At 67.6% G+C, this 19,389-nt stretch carries 7 protein-coding genes; 3 read left to right on the top strand and 4 right to left on the bottom strand.

What is annotated here, in order from left to right:
* Positions 1 to 86 precede the first annotated feature (86 nt).
* The 4 genes from CS006_RS04510 to CS006_RS04495 all read right to left on the bottom strand — a co-directional run bounded on the left by CS006_RS04510 (position 87) and on the right by CS006_RS04495 (position 14,139).
* Positions 87 to 9,530, bottom strand: coding sequence for a fatty acid synthase subunit beta domain-containing protein (locus CS006_RS04510; RefSeq protein ID WP_423734829.1), 9,444 nt, complete (start codon positions 9,528 to 9,530; stop codon positions 87 to 89).
* Positions 9,531 to 9,609: 79 nt separating this feature from the next.
* Positions 9,610 to 11,208: an acyl-CoA carboxylase subunit beta gene (locus tag CS006_RS04505; RefSeq protein WP_100510605.1), complete on the bottom strand. Its 1,599-nt coding sequence runs from the start codon at positions 11,206 to 11,208 to the stop codon at positions 9,610 to 9,612.
* A 1-nt stretch (position 11,209) separates the two neighbouring features.
* Positions 11,210 to 13,123: an ATP-binding protein gene (locus tag CS006_RS04500; protein WP_100510604.1), complete on the bottom strand. Its 1,914-nt coding sequence runs from the start codon at positions 13,121 to 13,123 to the stop codon at positions 11,210 to 11,212.
* A gap of 59 nt (positions 13,124 to 13,182) precedes the next feature.
* Complete coding sequence (locus tag CS006_RS04495) at positions 13,183 to 14,139, bottom strand: biotin--[acetyl-CoA-carboxylase] ligase (RefSeq protein ID WP_100510603.1); 957 nt, start codon at positions 14,137 to 14,139, stop codon at positions 13,183 to 13,185.
* A gap of 234 nt (positions 14,140 to 14,373) precedes the next feature.
* Between CS006_RS04495 and CS006_RS04490 the strand changes: the two genes are divergently transcribed.
* From CS006_RS04490 to CS006_RS04480, 3 genes are all read left to right on the top strand, one after another.
* On the top strand, positions 14,374 to 14,985 hold the full coding sequence (locus CS006_RS04490) for a biotin transporter BioY (protein WP_100510602.1): 612 nt from the start codon (positions 14,374 to 14,376) through the stop codon (positions 14,983 to 14,985).
* A gap of 374 nt (positions 14,986 to 15,359) precedes the next feature.
* Positions 15,360 to 17,411: a DUF6020 family protein gene (locus tag CS006_RS04485; RefSeq protein WP_341476069.1), complete on the top strand. Its 2,052-nt coding sequence runs from the start codon at positions 15,360 to 15,362 to the stop codon at positions 17,409 to 17,411.
* A 192-nt stretch (positions 17,412 to 17,603) separates the two neighbouring features.
* Complete coding sequence (locus tag CS006_RS04480) at positions 17,604 to 19,385, top strand: PucR family transcriptional regulator (protein WP_165777244.1); 1,782 nt, start codon at positions 17,604 to 17,606, stop codon at positions 19,383 to 19,385.
* Positions 19,386 to 19,389: the final 4 nt, after the last annotated feature.

The following is a 19,389-nucleotide window of genomic DNA, read 5'->3' as shown; positions in this document are numbered from 1 at the left end:
GTAGGCGAAGGGAGCGGGACGGCAACTCCCCTCAGTCGGCTACGCCGACAGCTCCCCTCATACTTGAGGGGAGCCGAGGGGTGAGGTCACGCCTCGTAGTAGCCGGACTCACCCAGGCGGGCGTCCGGATCGAGGAGCATGGCCTTTTCGACCTCGTGCGAGTCGTAGCGGCCGCCGTCGGCGAGCTTCGTGCCGTCCTCGCGGAAGCGACGGTTGTCGATTGGCTCGTAGAGCGCGGCGCGGCCCATCATGCCTTCCTCGAGTCGGCGCTGGCCGGCGGCGAGGCGGGCGTTGGCGCGCCTACGCCATTCGTCGAGCGCGTCGGCGCCGGCGGTGTTGGCCACGGAGGCCTCGAACGCGCCGGGGTTCACGATGGCGGCGAAACCGCTCACGTGGCCGAAGCCGAGCGAGGTGGCGAGACCGGCCTTCACCTTGCCGATGTGCAGCGGCGAACGCAGCCAGACCATGTGGTCGTCGCGGCGCAGCTTCGGGTCCACGCAGTCGAGCGAGGCGTTGGCGGGGATGACGCCGCTGTTGAACAGCTGCGTCAGGCCGTTGACCTGGAAGATGCAGGCGCCGCCCTTCGCGTGGCCGGTGAGCGTCTTCTGCGAGATGACGAACAGCGGGTTGCCGTCGGTGCGGCCGATGGCGTGGGCCAGCGTGTTGTGCAGTTCGGACTCGTTCGGATCGTTGGCGTTGGTGGACGTGTCGTGCTTGGAGACCACGGCGATGTCGTCCGGCGTGACGCCGAGCTTGGCGAGGTCGTGGACCAGCTTGGAGTCCTTGCCGCCGCGACCGGCCGCGAGCGCGCCGAGGCCGGGGGCCGGGATGGACGTGTGCGCGCCGTCGGCGTAGCTGTGGATGAATCCGACCACGCCGGCGACCGGCAGGCCGAGCTTCAGCGCGATGTCGCCTCGGGTCAGCAGGATCGTGCCGCCGCCCTGGGATTCGAGGAAGCCGCCGCGACGACGGTCGTTGGCACGGCTGAAGAAGCGCGCGTCGATGCCCTTGTCGTACATCTCCTGCGAGTTGGCGGTGGCGTTCATGTTGCCGAAGCCGATGACCGATTCCACGCCGATGTCGTCGATGGCGCCGGTGACGACGAAGTCGGCCTTGCCGAGCGCGATCTTGTCGGCGCCCTCCTCGAGGGAGACGGCTGCGGTGGCGCAGGCGGAGACCGGCTGGATCATGTTGCCGTAGCCGCCGATGTAGGACTGCATCACGTGGGCCGCGACGACGTTCGGCAGGGCCTCCTGCAGGATGTCGGTCGGGATCTCGTGGTTGAGGAAGCGGTCGAGGTAGAGCTTGCGCATCGAGGCCATGCCGCCGAAGCCGGTGCCCTGCGTGCTGGCCACCTGCGAGGGGTGGATGGACTCAAGGATCTCAGCGGGCGTGAAGCCGGCGGAGAGGTAGGCGTCGACCGTGGTGACGATGTTCCACAGCGCGATCTTGTCGACGTCGCCGACCATCGAGGCGGGGATGCCCCACTTGAGCGGGTCGAAGCCCTTGGGGAACTGGCCGCCGACGGTTCGGGTCATCGTGGCGCGGCGAGGCACGCGCACCATGGAGCCGGCGTGGCGGGTGACGTTCCACTCGCCGGATTCGGCGTCGGGCGCGACGCTCGTGTGCTTCGGGTCGAGCTTGACGTATTCCTCGGCGATGTCCCTGGTGGGCACGGAGAAGGTGACGTCGTGGTCGAGGTAGACCTCGGCCTCCTCCTCGTCGGCGCCGTCCTTGTAGTCGTCGCCCATGCCCTCCTCGAACGGGCGGATGCCGGAGCGGGCCACGACCTCGTCGTGGTAGCGTTCGGCGATGTCCTCCTCGGGCACGAGGTTGCCGTCGGTGTCGTACCAGCCGGGGTTCGGGCTGTCGTTCCACGTGAGCAGGCCCATGTTCCAGGCGAGTTCGAGGACGGCGCCGGCGGAGAGGTCGACCTCGCCGTCGGAGTGGATGCCGAGTTCGGCCTCGAAGCGCGTGCGGCCGGAGCCCCACGGGCCGAGCTCGCCGACGGAGACGATGACGATTTCGTCCTCGGGCTTCGCGGTGACGTTCGTCCAGTCGGCGAGGTCGACCGGGGCCTGATGCGGCACGTGCGGCGTGGGCAGGGCCTTGATGGTCTCGCCCTTCGCGGCGGCCTCGGACGGCTGCTCGGCGGCTTCATCGGCTTCGGCCGCTTCGGCCTTGGCGGCATCCGCCATGGCCTCGGCGCGCAGGGCCTTGATGTCGATGGGCTCGTTGCCGAGACCACCGGTGAGGTCCACGTCGAGCGGGACCTGGACGGCCTTGGCACGGGCCTTGGCGTCGGCGAGGTCGAGCAGCTTCACGGCCATGTCGGCGGTGGAGTACGTGTGGATGCCGTGGCGTTCGACGACGGCGACCAGCGGGTCGTTGCCGCCCATGAGGCCGGTGCCGCGCACCCAGCCGATCTTCGGATGGGCGAACGTGACGCGGCCGGACCACACCTTTTCGGCGCGGGCGCGGTTGACGATGGCGTCGAAGGCGGACTTGACCTCGCCGTAGGCGCCGTCGCCGCCGAAGATGCCGCGGTTCGGCGAACCGGGCAGCACCACGTGCAGCTTGTGCTGTACGTCGGTGTCGGCGCCGATGCGGCTCAGCCCGGCGATGGCACGTTCGACGCCCCAGAGCATGAGGCGCGCCTGGGATTCGAACAGTTCGCCCGAATCGGCCAGGGTGCCGTGCACCGGCGGGGCCGCGAACGGGAAGAACAGGCTCGGCTCGTAGGCGGGCTTGAGAATGGTCGTGGTGGCGCCGTTGACCTTCTTCTGCACGTTGCCGACCCATGCGACCAGCTCGTCGACGTCACGGTAGCTGGAGAGGTTCGCGGGAACCAGCCACAGCTTCGCGTCGCCGGCCGCGTGCTCGCGGTAGGTCTGCTTGGCCCATGCCTTCACGCTCGGCTTGAAGCTGTGCGAGGTGGCGATGACGGTGGCACCGCCGGCGAGCAGGCCGTTGACGACCTGCGCGGCGATGGAGTTCGGGGCCACGCCGGTGACGACGGCCACGTCGCCCGCGAAGCGGGATGCGGTCTCGTCGTCGGCGGCCGGCTCAAGGGCTTCCTTGGCGATGCGGGCGAATTCTTCGGAAAGGTTCACGAACGTGTCGCCGGTCTCACCGGACTGGCGGAACACGTCGGCGACCCCGAACGAATCTTCGTGACGTCGCGACACCTGCGCGGCGAACCACCTGGCCTCGGCGGCCACGGCTTGGCCGAGGCCGAGGAACGAACCGTTCAGCGCCTCGGCGTCGTTGTTGTAGAACGCGCGGGCGAGGTCCTCGCGGGCGGAGGCCCAGCGGTCGTCGAACAGGATGGCCTTGTTGGCGTCGAAGCGCGGCTCGACCTGCTTGGGCCAGTCGGCGCCGAGCTCGGCGTTGACGGCCTCGACCACGGCGGCGTTCTCGTCCTCGCCGGGTTCGGCCACGGGTGCGGCCACACCGAGTTCGTTCAGCACGAAGCGGGCGGTGGAGGCGAGCACACCGTTGGCGCCGGTCACCTTTTCGGCGAAGGCGTCGAGCGCGGCGGAGTCGACCACGGCGCCGCCGGCGGAACCGCCGGCGTTCGGCTTGGAGACGGCCACGCCCTTGGTCTGGCCGACGAGCACGACCGCGTCATCGATGAGCTTGTCGGCGGCGGCCGCATTGGCCACGGCACCGGTGGGCAGCTTGGCGAGGTCGTCGCCGCGGGAGCTGGCGCCCTCGCGGGTGTCGAGCAGCAGGGCGGCGGTGACGGCGGCCACCCAGCCTTCGCCGAGCTGCCACGTGCCGGTCACGCGGTCGCGGATATGCGCCGGCTTGACGCCGGCGGCGCCGAACAGCGAGCGCATGCGGTCGCGGATGGCGTCGGAGAGGACCGGTCCGAACGGCTTGTAGTTCGGGGCCACCTTGTTCACGATCTGCGCGAGCTGCGGCAGCGTGGCCTCGGCGGCGCCGTCCACGCTGGCCACGCCCAGCTCGGAGCTGATGTCCATGAGCAGCTGGTTGCGGCGGGAGGAGACGCCGTTGGTCAGCGTGTCGGTGGTGTCATTCGCGCCAATCTGGTCGAGACGAATCTTGGTGGAGTAGGCCATGAGCACGCCGATGGCATCCGACGCCTTGAACGGCAGGTCCTCGACGGGGCCGGAGACGGCCGAGCCAAGCTGGCCGACGGCGGAATCGGGCGCGGCGGCAGCGGCCGGTGCGGGTGCCGGGGCGGCGGCAGTCGCGGGGGCCGGAGCCGCAGGAGCCGCAGCCGGGGCGGTCTGCTGCTCGGCGGCGGGCGCCTCCGTCGGCTCCTCCTCGGGAACCAGCGAATCGGAATCCGTCATGTATACGCGTCCCTCGTCGCGACCGACGTTGTAGACGGTGACCTTGCGGTTCTTGAAGTCGGGCAGGCGCAGGGTCTTGGTGCCGAGGTTGGCGAGCGTCGGGGCGTTGCCGAGGCCGACCTCAACGTACTCCTCCACGCCGAGACCGCCCTTGGCCTGCTCGCCGAAGAGCAGCGCCTGGGTCTCGATCCAGCGCACCGGGGAGGCGAACTGCCAGGAGAGCAGTTCGGTCAGCAACAGTCGGCCGAGCTTCTGGTCGTCCTCGGCGTAGGACTGCCATACGGCGTCGTCGTCCAGGGCGGCCTTGATGCGCTCGGAGGGCACGACCTCGAGAATCTTCGCGGCGAACTCCTTGGTCATCTCGAACGGCGTGGCCACGAGGTTCGGGATGTAGCGGCCGACGAGGCGTCCACGGTAGTCGATGTGCTTGGGGAGCAGGGCGTCGAGCTTGTCGCGGAACTCGGGCACGCCCTTCCTGAGCAGCGTGGAGTGGAACGGCACGTCGATGCCGGGCACGAGCATGAACGCCGGCTTGCCGCCGTATTCGGCGACGCGGCGGGCGGCATCGGCCTTGAGGGCCTTGAGTCCGGCAATCGTGCCGGCGACGGCGTACTGCTGGCCGGCGAGGTTGTAGTTCACGATCTGCAGGAACTCGCCGCTCTTTTCGGCCACGGACTCCACGTATTCCTTCACGTGGGCGTCGTCCACGCCGAACTGGTTCGGACGCAGGGCTCCCATGCGGTAGTTGGAGCGGCCCTGGGCGTCGCGCGGAATCAGATGGTGCATGGTCGAGCCGCGGTGGAACACGAGTTCGAGCACGGTCTCGAGCGGAATCACGTTGGCGAATGCGGAGAGCGCGTTGTACTCGCCGAGCGAGTGGCCGGCGAAGTAGGCAGGCCAGATGTCGCTGCCGGTCTCGCGCAGGCGCGCGGTCTGGGCGAACGCCACGGTGGCGAGCGCCACCTGCGTGAACTGGGTGAGGTTGAGCAGCCCGTCCGGGTGGCGGTAGGTCACGCCGTTGGCGGTGAGCTCCTTCGGGTTGTCGCGCACGACGGCGAGGATCGAGAACCCGAGCTTGGCGCGGGTGAGCCTGTCGGCGCGCTCCCACACGTCGCGGGCGGCGGCGGACTTGGCGCGCTCGTCGAGCACCATGCCCTGCTTCTGGATGCCCTGGCCGGGGTAGACGAACGCGGACTTCGGTGCGCGGACGATGGCTGTTCCACGTGAAACAATGTTACCGTCGATGCGGCTGGTGACTTCAAGCACCATGCCGCCGTGGCTCACCTTGCCCACGCGTTCGACGGAGATCTCCACCTCGTCGTTCAGCTGGACCATGCCGTACATGTTGTACGTCCAGCCGGCGATCTCGTAGTGGGCGCCCTTGTCGTCGACGGCCTGCACCGCGTGCTGGGCGGTGGCGGACAGCCACATGCCATGCACGAGCGGGGCGGCGAGACCGGAGACGGCGGCGCCGCGGTGCGAGGTGTGGATGGGGTTGAAGTCGCCGGAGGTGCGGGCGAACGCGGTCATCTCGCCGGGGGCGACGACCTTCACACGGCGCAGCAGACGGCGCGGCGTGTCCAGCGTCTCGGCGTCGATGCCGCCGAAGTCGGGCGCCTCGGCGGGCAGCGCGTCGGAGTAGGCGCGGCCGCGGATGGCGAAGCGCTCGGTCTCGTTGGCGAGCACGGTGCCGTCGGCGGCGGCGTGGGTCACATGGATGGTGACGACGCGGCCGGAGGCGGACTCGAAGTAGTCCTCGGCCCACGACGTGAGCGAGATGGTCTCGCCGGTGTGGGCGAGCAGCTCGTCCTCGGTGACCTCGAGGCGGATGAGGTGGTCGAGGTGCACGGCGTTGAGCAGGCCTTCGATGACCGGGAAGCCGTGCACGTACACGGAGCCGAGCGCCGCGTAGATGGCCGGCCATGCCGGTCCGACGAGCGCGTCGGGCGCGATGCGCGACGGCACGAGGCTGGCCGGCAGCGCGCCGCCGGTGGCGGCCTCGTGGTCGAAGCCGAGGTTGGCGCTCAGCGTGTATGTCGCATGCGCCTGGCCGAACGGGTACGTCGCGGTGTCGGTGACCTTCTCGATCTCGGGCATGGCGGTGAGCTTGTCGCCGGTGATGGCGGTGTTGCCGATGCCGGCGGTGTCGGCCAGCATGCGATACACATGCTCGGGCAGGCGCTCGCGGTCGACGACCGGGAACAGGCCGGTCTCGTTGCCGTTCACGTTGAGCGGGATGACGATGTCGCGCACGGCGTGCTTGCTCTTGCCGCCGTCGGGATCGTTGTCCCAGTACGTGTCGAGATGGATGTCGAGATCGAACTTCTCGACGGCGCCGTCCTCGCCGACCTTGCGAATCTCGTAGTATTCGTCGCCGACCTTGGTGCCGTAGGCGGGGTTGGCCATGAGATGGCCGACCCAGGAGATGTTCGGGCTCTTGCGGATGAACTCCTCGGCGGAGGTCGAGCCGCCGAGCGTGGAGAAGGCCGCGGATGATTCGGCGTCAGCAGCGGCCGAAGCCTCGTTGACGCGATCGACCATGGCGGACTCGAAACGGCCGAGGATGCTGGCGATCGGCTCGTCCACGGTGGTGATGGCGGCCACGGAGATCGGGCCGGGGATGATGCGCACGGAGTCGGCGGAGTAGCGCGGGTCCTCGGACTGCCACAGCTGGTCCTGGCCCCACCAGCGCAGCAGGTCGTTGTCGATGACCGGCACGAACGGCATGGGCTTCGGGTATTCGCGAACCAGCACGGGGAACCATGCCACGTCGCTCGGCACCACGGTGATCTCGTCGGACTGCGGGTAGGCGTCCTTGAGCCTCTTGAGCGCGGCGGCCGGCTCGAGCACGTCGTCACGGCCGGCGAACAGCGACTCGAACTCGCCGGACTCCTGGTCGCGCACACGGGCCTCGATGCGCTGCAGCAGGTGCAGGAAACGGTCGGCGTAGGTCTCGTCGGCCCACGGGTAGGACAGGTCGGCGAAACGCTTGGCCCACGCGTAGTAGGTCATGGTGTCGAGGTCGCCGAAGTAGGGCTTGGCGGTCTTGTTGAGGGCGGCGATGATCTCGTCGCGGCGGGCCTCCAACTCCTCGGGGTGCTTCATGACGCGCACGAGCAGGCGGCCGCACACGGCGGAGGAGTTCTCCACCTCGTAGATGTCGGCGTGCAGGTGGCTCAGGCCGGAGGCTACGCCGCCGACGGACTTGCCGGACGGCACCCAGCGCTCGCCGAGCGGGGCGAACGGATCGGCGTCCTTGTCGTCGCCGGTGATGCCGGGGGTCTCGACGAGCAGCTGCTTGACCTGCGGGCTGGTGTGCGCCTCCTTGGCGGTCATGGCGGCGGTGCCGACGAGCACGCCGTCGACCGGCATGAGCGGCAGGTCGTAGGCGCGCGACCACTGGCCGGTGATGTAGTCGGCCGCGCGCTCGGGCGTGCCGGCGCCGCCGCCGACGACGAGCACGAGGTTCGTCTGCTCGCGCACCTCGGCGTAGGTGCTCATGAGCAGGTCGTCCAGCGACTCCCAGCTGTGGTGTCCGCCGGCGGCGCCGCCCTCGACCTCGATGAGGACCTTCGTGGGGGCCACGGCCTTGGCGATGCGCACGACCTGTCGGATCTGGTCGACGGTGCCGGGCTTGAAGCTCACGTAGGGGAAGCCGTCGGCGTTGAGCGTGCGGATGAGCTCCTCGGCCTCGTCGAGCTCGGGGATGCCCGCGGAGACGACCACGCCGTCGATGGGCGTGCCCGAGGCGCGTTTCTTCGGCACGATGCGCTGCGAGCCGAACTGGAGGTTCCACAGGTAGCGGTCCATGAACATGGCGTTGAACTCCACGGTGCGGCCTTCCTCGAGCTCCTCCTCGAGCTTGGCCACGTGGCGGTCGAACACCTCGGCGGTCACCTGGCCGCCGCCGGCGAGCTCGGCCCAGTAGCCGGCGTTCGCGGCTGCGGCCACGATCTCCGGGTCCACGGTGGTGGGCGTCATGCCGGCGAGCAGCACCGGAGGCTTGCCGGTGAGGTCGGAGAACGCGGTGCGCACCTTCGGGCCGGCCGGGGTCTCGACGACGCGCGGCGCGTAGCGGGTCCAGTTCTGGGTGCGGGCCGGCTCGCTCTCAAGCGTCGAGAGCGTGGTGCGGGTGTCCGCGGTGGAGGCGTCCACCACGCCGACGCCGGTGCCCTGTGCCACGGTGCTCAGCAGCTTGCCGACCACGGTGCCGGGGCCGAAGTCCACGACCCACAGCTTGCCCGGGTCGGTGGATTCCAGAGCCTCACGCACGCGGGTGGCCCAGTCCACATGGTTGAGCAGCACTTCGGCGGCGAGCAGACGGGCGCGGTCGGCGTCCAGTCCGCACTCGCGGGCCCAGGCCACGGCCTGCTCCACACCGTCGGCCATGATCGGGCTGTGGAACGGCAGGGTCACGTCGAGGTATTCGAGCGTGGGGTCGAACACGCGGCCGCCGCGCACCTTTTCCTCGCGCAGCTTGGCCTGGTGGCGGTGCTCCTTGCCCGCCTCGATCTCGAAGGAGGCGAGGTCCTCCGGGTAGCCGGAGAGCACGTAGTGGTTGCCGGAGTTGGTCACGGCCACGGAGATCGGGCCGCGCGGGTTGACCACGCGGGCCACGAGCGCGTCGATCTGCTCGCGGGTCACGCCCTTGACGGAAAGCATCGGGGTGGCGTCGCCGCTGCGGCTGGCGAGCGCGCTGCTGCGGGCCTGTCGGGTGCCGGCCACGCCGATCAGCGTGGCGATGGCGAGAATCTCGTCGATGGCGTCGGATGCGGCGTCGATGGAGCCGGCCTCCTGCATGGCCTTGACCATGTGCACGGCGAGGATGCCCTGCGAGTGGCCGAGCACGGCAACGGGCTTCGCGGCCGCCACGTCGTAGCCGAGGTCGGCGGCGTCAAGCAGCGCGCCAAGCTGGGCGAGGGCGATGCCGGGCACGCTGGCGGGCGCGTCGGCGGCGGCGCCAAGGCGGGCCGGGTTCGGTTCGAAGCCGAACAGGTCGACCGGGCGGCCGGTGGTGGCGAGCAGTTCGGCGGAGACGGGCGTGAGCAGTCGCTGGGCGGCGGCTGCGTGGCCGCGCAGCGTCTCGGCGAGCGCGGGGTTCTGCAGTTCGTCGGCGAGCGCGACCGGCCACGGCGTGGACTGGCCGGCGAAGGCCAGTGCATGGGGCTGGTCGGCAAGACGGCTCAGGAAGAATTCGTTGGTCATCATGTGTTCCTTATGGTCTGTTGGTTGATTTGAAGTCTTGGATTGCGGGCGCGGCCCTCCTGGTCGGAGGGGAGGCCGACGGTCACATCGGCTGGTTGCCGTGGTGCTTGCCGGTCAGGCGGCGGCGCCGCTTGGTGGAGAGGAGCTTGAGCGAGCGTTCGATGACGTCGCGGGTCTGTTCGGGATCGATCATCGCGTCGATCTCACCCATTTCGAGCGAGAGGTTGGCGTTCACGGTGGTCTTCTCGTAGTCGTCGGCGAGGCGTTGGCGCAGGGCGTTGACGTCCTGTCCGGCCTCCTTGGCCTTCTGCAGGTCCTTGCGGTGGATGATGTTCACCGCGCCGGCCGCGCCGAGCACGGCGATCTGCGAGCTGGGCCATGCCACGTTCACGTCGGCGCCGATGGCCTTGGAGCCCATCACGATGTACGAGCCGCCGAACGCCTTGCGCAGGATGACGGTGATCATCGGCACCTGCGCGTTGGCGTACGCGTAGATGACCTTGGCGCCGCGGCGGATGATGCCGCTGTGCTCCTGGTCGGCGCCGGGCTTGTAGCCGGGCGTGTCCACGAGCGTGATGACGGGCAGGTTGAACGCGTCGCACAGCCGCACGAACCGCGCCACCTTTTCGGAGGCCTCGACGTCGAGGATGCCGGCCAGCACGTTCGGCTGGTTGGCGACGACGCCGACGGGACGCCCGTCGATGCAGGCGAAGCCGACGACGGCGGACTGGGCGTAGAGCTCCTGCACCTGCACGAATTCGCCGTAGTCGACGATGCAGCGGATCACGTCGAGCACGTCGTACGGCTGGCGGTCGTTGTCGGGCATGATGGTGCCGATGCGCTTGGCGGCCTCCTGCTCGGCGTGGCCGGACGCGTACGCGTAGGTCGGCGCCTGTTCGTCGCTGTTCGACGGCAGGTAGGCGAGCACGGTGCGCGCGTAGTCGATGGCGTCGGCCTCGTCCTCGCCGAGATAGTGGGCCACGCCGGACTTGGCGTTGTGCACGTAGCCACCGCCGAGCTCGTCCATGCTGATCGTCTCGCCGGTCGCGGCCTTGACCACGTCGGGGCCGGTGACGAACATGTTCGAGTTTTCCTTGGTCATGATGATGAGGTCGGTGAGCGCCGGGCAGTAGACGGCGCCGCCGGCGCAGGGGCCGAGGATCAGCGAGATCTGCGGGATGAAGCCGCTGGCCTCGCACGTCTTGCGGAAGATGTGCCCGTACTGGGCGAGCGCGGCCACGCCGTCCTGGATGCGCGCGCCGCCGGAGTCGATGAGCGCCACGACGGGGATCTTCAGGTCGATGGCCATGTCCATGAGATGGCAGATCTTGCGTCCTTCGGCCAGTCCCATGGTGCCGCCGCGCACGGAGAAGTCCTGCGCGTAGACGGCCACCTTGCGGTCGTAGATCTTGCCGAAGCCGGTGATGACGGCGGCGCCGGCCTTGCCGGCGTTGATGTCGCCGCCGTTGAACCGTCCGATCTCCTCGAACGTGTCGGTGTCGAACAGCAGATCGAGACGTTCGCGCGCCGTGTACTTGCCTTTGGCGTGCTGACGCTTGACGGCGTTCGCCTCGGCGTCGCGCGCGAGCTCGGCCGCGCGCGCGATGGCCTCGCGCACCGGCTGGTGCCGGGCGGCGGCCGCGTTCGTCAGGTCGACGGAGACTCCCAGCGTATCGGTCATCTCAGGCCTCCTTTCCGTCGGTCGGATGCGCGTCGCCGGCCGTCTCGCCGCCGTTCGCGGCGGCGTCGGCGGACGCGTCGGCGTCGCGATGATGTTCGTTCGTCGCGCCTTCGATGTCCATCGAGACGAGCGTCTGGCCGGGGTCGACGCCGTCGGCCACTCCCACGCTGATCTCCTTGATGACGCCCTTGGCGGGCGCGTACACGTAGTTCTCCATCTTCATGGATTCGAGCACGACGAGCAGGTCGCCCTTGTCGACCGTCTGGCCCTCGGCCACGTTGATGCGCGTGACGACGGCCTGCATGGTGGCGACGATGATGCCGGATCGTGCGGCGTCGTCCGTATGACGGGTGTTCTCGCCGACGTCGTGCAGTCCGGTGCCGCGCAACGGCTGCGTGGGACGGCGCGGGCCCGAGCCGCCGCGGCCGGAGCCGATGCCGGCGAGCAGGTCGGACGGCACGGCGAGCTTCACACGCTTGTTGTCGACCTCCACGTTGAACGTCTCCATGGCGGGACGGCGTTCGTCGCGGCCGCTCACCGAGGCGGGCTGGCCGGCGGACACGGCCTGCGGCTTGGCATTGAGGTAGTTGCGCTCCAGCCACTTGGTGGTCACCTCGAACGGATGGCCGTTCTCGGCGGTGAAGTCGGAGTTGGTGAAGATCTTCTGGAAAAGGCTGGCCGGAGTGGGCACGCCCTCGATGCTCAGCTCGCGCAGGGCGCGGCGCACGCGGGCCACTGCGGCGAGACGGTCCTGGGCGGTGACGATGACCTTGCCCATCATGGAGTCGTCCTTCGGGGAGACGGTGTCGCCCACCTCCACGCCGGTGTCGATGCGGATGCCGGGGCCGGAAGGCCAGGTGATGGATTCGATGGTGCCGGAGCTGGGCGTGAGGTTCGTCGCCGGGTCCTCGCTGGTGATGCGCAGCTCGAACGCGTGGCCGCGCGGGGCTGGCGCCTTGGTGAGCTCGCCGCCGTCGGCGATGATGAGCTGCTCGCGCACGAGGTCGAGGCCGCTGACCTGTTCGCTGACGGTGTGCTCCACCTGGAGCCTCGGGTTGACCTCCATGAAGTAGACGCGTCCGGCGGGGGTAACGAGGAACTCGCAGGTACCGAGGCCCACGTAGTCCACGGTGTTGAACAGTCGTTCGGAGAAGCCTTCGAGCTGGGCGCGCACGTCGTCGGTGAGGAACGGGGCCGGGGCCTCCTCGACGAGCTTCTGGTTGCGGCGCTGCACGGAGCAGTCGCGCGTGGAGTAGACGGTGAAGTTGCCGTGGCTGTCGCGCCCGGACTGCGTCTCCACGTGGCGGGCCTTGTCGACGAACTTCTCGATGAAGTAGTCGCCGAGGTCGCCGCCCTGCAGGGCGTCGTGGTTGAGGTAGAACTGGCGCAGCTCGTCGTCGTTGTGGATGAGCGTGATGCCGCGTCCGCCGCCGCCGTCGGCCTTCTTCATCATGACCGGGTAGCCGTTCGCGTTGGCGAAGTCGAGCAGCGTACGCATGTCGGTGACCGGCTCGGCCAGGCCCGGCACGACCGGCACCTTGGCGCGCGCGGCAACCTTGCAGGCGCTGATCTTGTCGCCGAGCTCGTCGAGCGCCTCGGGCTTGGGGCCGACCCATGCGATGCCGGCGTCCTTCACCTTGCGCGCGAACGACGAGAACTCGGAGAGGAAGCCGTAGCCCGGGTGCAGCGCGTCGGCGCCGGAACGCCTGGCGATGTCGACGATGAGGTCCTCGTTGAGATACGTCTTGAGGTTCGTGTCGCCGGAGAGCAGATACGCCTCGTCGGCCATCTGCGCGTACATGGCGTCACGGTCCTGTTCGGCGTATACGGCGACCGTGCCGATGCCCATCTCCTGGGCGGTTCGCACCACGCGCAGGGCGATCTCCCCGCGGTTGGCGATCAACAGTTTTCGCATAGGGTCCTTCGGTTCGTGGATTTCGTATTGTTCGTATTGGATGTGAAAGATCGTGGATTTCAGACGGACGGCACGTCCGGCATCGGCATGACGCCGACGTCGCCGGTCGTGACGACGTGGTTCTCGCCGGCATCGTCACGGATGGTCAGCGAGGCGTCGGGATTGATGGCCGTCGCCGTACCGCGGACGCTGCCGCCGTCGGCGAGCCGCGCCTCGACTCGGCGGCCGAGCGTCCAGCTGACGGCCTCGACCTCGCGCAGCACGTCGGCCGCACCGGCCGTCGGGTCGGCGTAGAGACGTTCCAGCCGCTCGCGCAGATGACGGACGATGCCGGCCATCAGCGCGTCGCGCAGCGTCGCATAGTCGGGCAGGCCGGCGTAGTGCAGCTGCATCGACGTGGCGATGTCGGTCGGCAGGTCGTTTCGCGGCACGAACAGGTTCAGTCCGATGCCGATGACCACGGCCGACCAGCGTTCGTCGACGGGCACGAATTCGCTGAGCACGCCGGCCAGCTTGCGTCCGTCGCAGAACACGTCGTTCGGCCATTTGATGGTGAGCTTCCCCCGTTCGACGCCGTCGTCGCCGACGATCGCCGAAAATCCGTATTCGCCGGCGGCGTCATGCATGGCGTCGAGCACGGCGAGGCCGGCGCTCATGGTGATCCAGCCGCCCATCGACGCGCCGATGAGCGTGGTCGGCGCGGGCACGGCGAACGACGCGAGCAGCGACCGGCCCGGCCGGTTGTACCAGACGCGGCCGAGGCGACCGTGGCATTTGGTCTGCGTGTCCGAGACGGCCACGGCGACCGGCAGCGTATGTCTTACGTCATTCGCCGCGGATTCCCCGCCGTACAGGTTCGCGACGCGGGACACGGCATCCCCACCGTGCGCTCCGGCCGCGATGTCGCGGGTCATCATCGTGTTGGTGGAATCGACCGTATCCAGAATCGTCAGCGAATCCGCCTCGGCGGCGGTTCGCGGGGCGGGCGCCCGCCAGACAAAGTCATGAATCGGCATATTCGTCACGCTATCAATCCGCACGGGTGCGACGGAATCCCGAAAGCGACAAAATCCGCCGCCGGTTTTTGTACGTTCATACAAACGGTTCCGTAAGGCCGTTTTCTATGCTGGATTACCAGCGGCTATCTTCTGCACATGATGCTTGATTTTTCAACGATTTTGACAATCACGGCCGTAGAACGTTTGACGCATGGGCATTATCGCCTGCGTTGCCTCATGAAGGGATTTTGTATGATTTCACAACACCATCGTCCGGCACTTGACCGTATCTCCCGAACGGCCGACGCCGTCAGCGCGCGGCGTCTGCTGGTCTCGGGAGCCAAGGCGCTGCTGTTCGCCGGTCTGATGTGGGCCGCGGCGGCCGCCGGCGAGATTCCGGTGCCGGGCACGCCGGTGCCCATCACGATGCAGACGTTCGTGCTGATGCTGGCCGCGCTTACGCTCAGTTGGCGCGAGGCCGCGAGCGCGGTGGCCACGTATCTGATGGCCGGCGCGGCGGGACTGCCGGTGTTCGCCGGCGGCGCGTCCACGCTGGCGCTGGTCGGCCCGAGCGCCGGCTTCCTCATCGGGTTCCTGCCGGCGGCGGTCATCACGGCGCTGGTGCGCGGCGAGGCCCGCACCGATTCGGCCCGTGGGCGCGTGCTGACGGCGCTGCGCTATTTCGGCGCCATCGTGCTCGGCGTGATCGTGGTGCTCTACCCGTTCGGCGCGTTCGTGCAGTCGGTGCTGACCGGCGTGCCGTTCGCCGCCGTGATGACCGCGTCGCTGGGATTCCTCGTCGGCGACCTGCCCAAGGCCGTCATCGTCTCGGCCGTCTGCGCCGGCATCGCCCGCCGCAGATAATCTCCGCCAATTTTCGCGCACGATTCGTCAAATATGCCGGTATCACACGATTCGTGAATCGCATCAACGATCATGAATCCACCGATATCGCCGTAACTGGCGATTCGTGCGTCAATTATTCGTATATGAATCGTTGGATATCCCCATATGTGTTGATTCATGTGACCGAAATTCATTCACGAATCAGCGGATATATATCGATATCTCGTAATTCGCGAGAAAGCCGCTTGTGCATGAATCGCCGGATGCATGTATATTCCGCGATTCGTGGACCAACTACTTGTACATGAATCACCGGATGCATGCGTATTTCGTGATTCGTGCCGGCGCCATGCGTCACGTGAATCGACGGATATGTATGCATCCGACGATTCATGACGCGCAATGACGTGCTCCCGATAGAATCGGGGGCGATGAATACGGTTTGGAATGTTTTGCGATGGACGTTGGCGGTTCTGGCCTGCCTGTGGCTGGCCCTGTGCACGGCGGTCGGACCGATCTACCGCGCGGACGGGTCGATAGCCGATTTTTCGTGGGGCAACGCGGCGATCGGCATCGTGGCGTTCGCCGCGTATTTCGGCCTGGTCGCCGGATTGGCGAGGCTTTCGCGCGGCAAATGGAATATCCCCAGAGTTGTGCGCGAAAACAGCGCCGATGGTGGAAAACCCCGAGGATTCCTCACGCGGCATGAGGCGACAATCATACGCGCGACCGACCGCGCATGGAAGCTTGCCGCTGTGTTCATCGTCGGATGGCTGTGGTGCTATGTGACGCTGCTCAGCGCGTTCGGCGCCGACCTGTTCTCGCAGATCCGCGAATTCACGTCGTTCTGGGAGCAGTCCCACGGCAATCCGCAGGTCTATCTTGACGGCACGGGCGTGGTGAACACCATCATGGACGTCTATCCGACCGCGCATTATCTGTGGCCGACCGACCCGACGTTCCTGACGAACCAGCACAACATCCTGCTCACGCTGCTCTACGGCGGCGTCGCGTTCGCCAGCCGCTCGCTCACCGGCGCGGCCGATGCCGGCATCATCCTGCTTTCCGGCCTGCAATTCGTGTTCGCCGCGTTCTGCTGCGCCGCCACGGCGAACCGCTTCCTCAACGTGCCGTTTCTGCGTAGTGGCATCTCCGACTCCGCAGACGTATCCCTCCCCCGCTCCGCCTCGGCCGTCACACGCGTCATCGTGCTCGCGCTGCTGCTGCTCAATCCCATCGTCGTGACGAGCACCATCGCCCTGACGAAATCGCCGTTGTTCGCGTTCGCGTTCGTCTGGTGGTTCGGCGTGCTGTACGAGATTCATGCGACGCGGTCCCGCAGCGGCGGAGCGGCAGACGCTCAGGATGACAGGGAAAGTGGGAAGCCTGCCGTTCCAGATGGCCGAATCGACGGAAGCCATCCCACCCCAGACCGCAGGGCAGACGACCGCCCCGCCGCCCGAGCCGGTGAAACCATCAGCCGCCTCCCCGTGCCGCCGCACACCGTCGCCGCGCTGGCCGTCTCCACGCTCGTCATGCTGGCGAGCGCCAAATACGCGCTCTACATCGTCGCGCTGCAGCTCGTGCTCGCGCTGCTGGCCGACCGCCGCCGCTGGCGCACATGGACCGTCGCGCTGCTCATCCCGCTCCTTGCGTTCCAGGGCATGCTGACGGCGCTCACCGCCACGAACACCATCATCAATGGCGACGGCATCGAAAGCAAGGGCATCCAGCTGCAGCAGATCGGACGCATCGCACAGCGCGACCCCGGCAGCATCCCCCAAAGCGCACGCGAGGAGATCTCGCCGATCGTCGACCTCGACGCCGCCGCGCAGGCCTACTTCCCGCAGGACGCCGACCGTATGAAATCGTCCGGCTCGGCCGAGGACAAGCTCATCGCCTACAAGTGGCAGACCGTCACCGCCGACGACATGACACGGTTCAACGACGCGTGGATGCAGATCGTCAAGGCCAGCCCCGTCGTCGCCATCGACGCGCTGCTGGCCGAATGCTACGGCTACTTCGACGTGACCGACGTACCCTACGTCTCCGCCATCTACTACATGGACAACGGCGTGATCAAAGCCAACGCGCCGTTCATCGGCGGCTGGCTGGGCGGCTGGCGAGACGCCGTCGCCTGGGCGTTCAACGGCTGGTCGCATATCCCGGTGCTCGGCTGGCCGGTCCATGGCAACTTCTGGACGATTCTCGTGCTCGTCGTCGGCGCCGCCGAAGTGGTGCTGCGGCGTTGGCGGGCGCTCGCATTCCATCTGCCGATGCTGCTGCTCATGGGCGTGATGATCACCGCGCCGGCCAACAACTTCGACCGCCACATGCTGCCGCTGGTCTTCACGTTCGTGTTCCTCGCCCTCTGGCTCCGCCGCGATGCCGACGCAACGTCGGAAATCGGAGGCGGGAGTGAAGAAGTGCACAGCGCCTGCTGACTCGTCATGATTGCAGTCGCCCAGTCAATCACCAAATCAGGTTTGTGGGTCTAATCGTTCACAAGGAACGGGTTTTCGTCGTCCCCGTATATGCGATAGACTCACAAACCCAGCCCTCCCGACACAAGAGACCCACACATCCCACGTCGGGATAGTCCTCTGTCATAGGATGCGACGACTATGCTAATCGGTATGAAATTCTCGGTTCTGCATTCCCGCAAGACGCGCGACGACGCCGACCGCAACGCCACCGACCGCGATGCCGCCGACCGTAAGGCGGCGACGCGCGACACCGATCGCGAGTCGGCGATTCGCGACGCCGCCGTCGACGTCGAACGCAGGGCCGGACGCGCACACGAAACCGACGGTACGTCGACAGAGCCGAAGACCACGAAAGGCAAGCGCAAGCAGCCCGTGCGCAAAACGCCCGCACGCACGAAGATCGTCCGGGCACGGACGGCACGCAAGAACGCCGTTCCCGCCCCCAGGCAGGCCGTCTCATCGGCGACGACGACCCCCACCGCCATGCCGATGACGACCGACGAATCGACGATAGCCTGCCGACCGGATGCAGGCTCCCGACCGGCAGCAACCACGTCGACCGGCACAACGGCGGCGCCCGCGACACCCGTGGCATCAGCCGCATCGCTCCACGACGCACCGCACTCCCCCACGTCCGACCAGGTCGCGGCAGACGTGCGGCACATCACCGAACACGAGCCCGACGTGGCCGAGGAGGCGCAGGCGCTGGCCGAACGTTTCCGCCTCAGGCAGCCGCATATCGACACGCATCCCGACCTGCCGCCGATCATCCGCCAGATCGTGCTCACCGCGCAGGACAAGATGAACGCCGACGTCGCCTGGTACCGCGCACTGACGCCCGACGACAAGAACCAGCTGAACATCGTGGCGGAGACCGCCGTGGCGAACTTCGTCAGCTGGTATGAGGAGGTCAAGGACATCATCCTCGACCCGAACGTTCCCGCGCAGGATCTGCCGCGACCGCATACCGACGAAATCTTCTTCGTGGCGCCGTTGGAGTTCACCAAGTCGATCTCGCTCAACCAGGTCGTGGAGCTGACGCGGTTCATCGTGGACCAGATGGAGGCGAACGTCTCGCGGTTCGCCGAACCGGGCAAGGAGCAGGCCACATCGGGCGCGATGCTCTATTATTCGCGCGAGGTCGCGTTTTCGGCGGCGAACGTGTATGCGTCGAGTGCGCAGGCGCGCGGCGACTGGGATGCACGTCTCGAGGCGCTGACCATCGCCGACCTGCTCGACGGCACGACCAGCCATCAGGTGGCGTCGCGTTTGAATCTGTTGGGATGGCGCAGTGATTTCTCGTGTTTCGCCATCGTCGGCATGCTGTCGCATACGGGCGACATCAGTCTGGCGCTCGCACATCGTCATGTGCGCGAGGCCGTGCGCACGCTCGGCGGCGAATGCCTAATCAGCGAGCATGACGGGCTTACGGTGATGCTCATCGATCCGCGTCATGGCATGGAAAGCACCGATTTCACGTTGGCGTTGCTGCCGTTGTTCGATGACTCGGCAGTATGCGTCGGACCGGTGCGTGACGGCCTCGCCGGCGCATCGTATACGATGCGTGCGGCGATGCACAGCCGTCAGGCGTCGAAATGTCTGACGAACGTGCCGCGGCCGCTGCGCGCCGACGACGTGCTGCCGGAGCGCGCGCTGCTCGGCGACGACGACGCACGCCGCGAACTCTACGACAACGTGTATCGCGTGCTGCGCGGCGACGACGAGCATAATCCGCTGCTGCTGACGCTGTCGACGTTCCTGCGGTCGGGCAATTCACTAGATATCACGGCGCGTGAGCTCAACGTGCATCCGAATACGGTGCGCTACCGTCTGAAGCGGTCGGTGGAGGTGACCGGCTGGGATCCGATGGACCCGCGCGAGGCGTATGTGCTGCTCACCGCCATCAAGATCGGCATGATGCTGGAGGGGTAGGTGT

This window comes from Bifidobacterium primatium, from assembly GCF_002802875.1.
Classification (GTDB): domain Bacteria; phylum Actinomycetota; class Actinomycetes; order Actinomycetales; family Bifidobacteriaceae; genus Galliscardovia; species Galliscardovia primatium.
Note: the sequence above shows the minus strand (reverse complement) of the source record. Positions and strands in the feature narration are given on the sequence as shown.

Bases quoted from the DNA above. Each gene is read 5' to 3' on its own strand.
- CS006_RS04485 (WP_341476069.1), top strand. From the start codon at position 15,360: ATGACGCGCAATGACGTGCTCCCGATAGAATCGGGGGCGATGAATACG.
- CS006_RS04500 (WP_100510604.1), bottom strand. From the start codon at position 13,123: ATGCGAAAACTGTTGATCGCCAACCGCGGGGAGATCGCCCTGCGCGTG.
- CS006_RS04510 (WP_423734829.1), bottom strand. From the start codon at position 9,530: ATGATGACCAACGAATTCTTCCTGAGCCGTCTTGCCGACCAGCCCCAT.
- CS006_RS04495 (WP_100510603.1), bottom strand. From the start codon at position 14,139: ATGCCGATTCATGACTTTGTCTGGCGGGCGCCCGCCCCGCGAACCGCC.
- CS006_RS04490 (WP_100510602.1), top strand. From the start codon at position 14,374: ATGATTTCACAACACCATCGTCCGGCACTTGACCGTATCTCCCGAACG.
- CS006_RS04480 (WP_165777244.1), top strand. From the start codon at position 17,604: ATGAAATTCTCGGTTCTGCATTCCCGCAAGACGCGCGACGACGCCGAC.
- CS006_RS04505 (WP_100510605.1), bottom strand. From the start codon at position 11,208: ATGACCGATACGCTGGGAGTCTCCGTCGACCTGACGAACGCGGCCGCC.